The following is a 3720-nucleotide window of genomic DNA, read 5'->3' as shown; positions in this document are numbered from 1 at the left end:
TTACTCCCCTCACGCGACAGTGGTCCGGCTGCCGCGCTGCACTTACCCCAGGACGATCCGTTCGGCGAGCGGACCATCGTGGTGGGTCAAGCGAACGAACCATGCCGCCCCACTCTCAGAGTCAAACCCCTGCACCCACGCCCCGACCCCCGCTCACCCCGCGCGGCGCAGCCCCCGCCGACAATCTCGCGCCGGGCTCAAGCTCGTGCCCGCTGTGGCCAAGCAGAGCGACCCGCTCGCGCACCACACGCTTCAAAGCCCCGCTGTGGCCAAGCTGACCGACCAGCTCACGCACAACAGGCTTTTAAAGCCCCGTTATGGCCGAGCTGACCGACCAGCTCACGCACAACAGGCTTTTAAAGCCCCGCTATGCCGAGCTGACCGACCAGCTCACGCACAACAGGCTTTTGAAGCCCCGCTATGGCCGAGCTGACCGACCAGCTCGCGCCCGGCCGGGGGGCAAGGGCCGGGTCGGGCTGGGCTCGGAGATCGGCATGCGGCTGAGGGAAGAGGAACGCCTGGGGCGAGGGCAGAGGTGCAGGCGGTGAGACAGCCGCCTCGCGCGAGTGGCAGGGGTTTGACTCTGAGGGTGAGCGGCATAGTTTGTTCGCTTGACCCACCACCGTGGTCCGCTCGCCGGACGGGTCGTCCTGGGGTAAGTGGAGCGCGGCAGCCGGACCGGCGAGAGCGAGGGGACCGCCCAAGCCCGGCCAAGCACCAAGCCGCGGGTGACCGATCCCTCAGCCGCCGCCAGACACCATGCAAGACGGGGGGCCGAGGGTGACCACTCACGGCATAAAAACGCTCCACCAAGCCGTGAGTGGGCACCCTCGGCCCCCCGTCGTCCAAGCGTAAGAAAGCAATAGCCACAGACCTAATTCGGTTGATGGCGACGGCGGACTCCGGGATCGTCGAGGGCGTTCCGATCGAGGGGAAAGAGCGTCCTTGTCTCAGCATCAGGCCACGTCGGCCCAGGTCACCGTGTTCGCGTCCGAGTCGAGCTGGATCGAGTCGGACGCCGTCGCGCAGTGCCATCAGGTGGCCGCGCTCGACGGCATGCTGCAGGTCGCCGCCATGCCGGATCTGCACCCGGGCAAGGGCGCCCCGATCGGCGCCGCCATGACCTCGACCGTGCTCTACCCGTTCCTGGTCGGCTCGGACATCGGTTGCGGCATCGCGGTGTTCCCGATCCGGCTCAAGAAAGCCGTTCCGGAGAAGCTGGCGGCCCGTTTCCCCGACCTCGACCGGCCCATCGAGCCGGACGACCCGGCCTGGTCGGTGCACGACGGCGACGTCCCGGCCGGGCACCTGGACAGCCTCGCGACAGTGGGCCGCGGCAACCACTTCGTCGAGCTGGCCAGGGTCGACGAGGTGTTCGACACCGAGCGCGGCCTCGGCAAGGGCGACCTGCTACTGATCGTCCACAGTGGCTCACGTGGGCTCGGCGAGCGGATCCTGCGGGCGCACACCGAGGTCCACGGCGCCGGCCCGGCCGCGGATCCGCCCGCCTACCTCAAAGCCCATGACGAGGCCGTACGGTGGGGTTCGCTCAACCGGCGGCTGATGGCGGCCCGCGTCGCCGCAGCCCTAGGCGCCGGGTTCGAGGAGCCGATCGTCGACGAATGCCACAACCTGGTCGAGGTCCGCGACGGCAAATACCTGCATCGCAAGGGCGCGGCCCGCGGCGACGGCCGGGACGTGCTGATCGCCGGCACCCGCGGCACCCGCTCCTACCTGGTGGCCGCACACGCCGGCCCCGAGGCGGGCTACTCGGTCGCGCACGGCGCCGGCCGCAAGATGTCGCGGGCAGACGCGCTTCGCCACGGAAAAGCCAAACACACGGTCGAAGAGCTCCGCCGTACGCCCGTAGGGTCACTCGTGGTCTGCAACGACCGCCAGCTGCTCTTCGAGGAGGCCCCGACCGCGTACAAGCGCATCGAGCAGGTAATCACCGACCTGGTAACCCACAAGCTGGCCACGCCGATCGCGACAACCGTCCCGCTGGTCACCTACAAGACCGCCTCGACGGGCCGCCGATGACCGTCCACCTGCTGCTGTCCGCCGGGCGCGGCCCCGAGGAGTGCGCCTGGGCGGTAGCAGAGCTGACGTCCCGCCTGGAGGCCGAGGCCACCAAGGCGAAAATCCGGACCGAGCGCCTGGAAACCGTGGCTGGCACCCGCCGCGGCACGTTCCGGTCGGTGCTGCTCCGCCTGACCGGCGACCACGCCACCGAGTTCGCCGCGACCTGGACGGGAACTTTATGCTGGCAGGCAGCCAGCCCCTACCGCACCGGCCACGGCCGCAAGAACTGGTACGTCACCGCCCAGCCCACCGACCCCGGATCACATCGAACCCCGTTCGCCGAGTCAGACGTCGACGTCGTCGCGATCCGCACCGGCGGCCCAGGCGGCCAGCACCGAAACAAGGCCAGCACCGCGGCCCGGGCCACCCACCGCCCGTCCGGAATCGTCGTGGTCGCCGACACCGAACGCGAGTTCACCCTGAACCGCCGCAACGCCATCCGCATGTTGCGCGCGCGCCTGGCCCGCGCCGACGAGCAAACAGCTCGCGCGGCAGTCACGGCCCGCTCGCGCCTGCACGACGCTTTGGTCCGCGGCAATCCGACGCGGGTGGTCAGCGCCCCCGGTCGAGAAGGGTGATCGTGGCCGGCTCGTCCGGCTCTCTCACTCTTGGACGGTGTGGGGCGGGGGATGCCTTACGGAGACCGTCAGGCTTGATATCCGCGTAAGTCATCCCCCGCCCCACCCCTTGCATGGAATTCCGGCGCCGGCCAGGCGTCGGGTCACCCACCGCTGATCACCGGCCATTCTCACCGCCCACCTCCCGCCGGGCGGTCCGGCTGCCGCGCTGCGCTAACTCCAAGACGACCCGTCCAGCGGGCGGACCCGGGTGGTGGCTCAAGCGAACGAACCATGCCGCCCACGCTCAGAGTCAACCCCCAGCACCCCACGCCCCGACCCACCCTCACCCCCAGCCCCCGCAACTCACCCCCGGCGACAACCTCCGGCTCCCCGCAAGCCCAACCCCCGCTGTGGCCGGGCTGACCGATCAGCTCGCGCTCAGCAGGCTTCTCAAGCCCCGCTGCGGCCGGGCTGGTCGATTGGCCTGCGCACAGCAGGCTTTCGAAGCCCGCTGTGGCTGAGGTGATCGATTAGCTGCGGTCAGCAGGCTTTGAAGCCCGCTGTGGCCGAGCTGACCGATTAGCTTGCGCACAGCAGGCTTTTGAAGCCCGCTGCGGCCGGGCTGACCGACCAGCTCACGCACAACAGGCTTCTCAAGCCCCGCTGTGGCTGAGCCTGATCGACTAGCTCACGCACAACAGGCTTTGAAAGCCCGCTGTGGCCGAGCTGACTGATCAGCTTGCGCACAACAGGCTGTTCAAGCCCGCTATGGCCGAGCTGACCGACCAGCTCACGCACAACAGGCTCTTGAAGCCCCGCTGGGCCGAGCTGACCGACCAACTCGAGCCCGGCGGGGCGAAGGCCCGGCTCGAGCGGCTGAGGGAAGACGAACGCCCGGGCCAAGGCCGGAGGTGCGGCCGGTGAGGCAGCCGCCGAGCGCGAGTCGCGCGGGTTTGACTCTGAGAGTGGGGCGGCATGGTTCGTTCGCTTGACCCACCACGATGGTCCGCCCGCTGGACGGATCGTCCTGGGGCGAGTGCAGCGCGGCAGCCGGACCACTGTCGCGTGAGGGGAGTTT

The 3720-nt window shown here is 69.4% G+C and carries 3 protein-coding genes; 2 read left to right on the top strand and 1 reads right to left on the bottom strand.

From position 1 onward, the window contains the following. Positions 1-945 precede the first annotated feature (945 nt). Both HH310_RS42925 and prfH read left to right on the top strand, forming a co-directional pair. Complete coding sequence (locus HH310_RS42925) at positions 946-2040, top strand: RNA ligase RtcB family protein (protein WP_169181538.1); 1095 nt, start codon at positions 946-948, stop codon at positions 2038-2040. After that, complete coding sequence (gene prfH, locus HH310_RS42920; protein ID WP_169181537.1) at positions 2037-2660, top strand: peptide chain release factor H; 624 nt, start codon at positions 2037-2039, stop codon at positions 2658-2660. The genes HH310_RS42925 and prfH overlap by 4 nt, the downstream gene beginning before the upstream one ends. 561 nt (positions 2661-3221) lie before the next feature. Here the strand turns inward: prfH and HH310_RS42915 are convergent. Then, positions 3222-3440, bottom strand: a complete 219-nt coding sequence (locus HH310_RS42915) for a hypothetical protein (protein ID WP_169181536.1) — start codon at positions 3438-3440, stop codon at positions 3222-3224. Positions 3441-3720 lie beyond the last annotated feature (280 nt).

Source organism: Actinoplanes sp. TBRC 11911 (assembly GCF_012933445.1).
Lineage (GTDB): Bacteria > Actinomycetota > Actinomycetes > Mycobacteriales > Micromonosporaceae > Actinoplanes.
This window is presented reverse-complemented; position numbering and strand designations above follow the sequence as displayed.

What these genes read in the sequence shown, in the direction of transcription:
- prfH (WP_169181537.1), top strand. Translation starts at nt 2,037, where the DNA reads ATGACCGTCCACCTGCTGCTGTCCGCCGGGCGCGGCCCCGAGGAGTGC.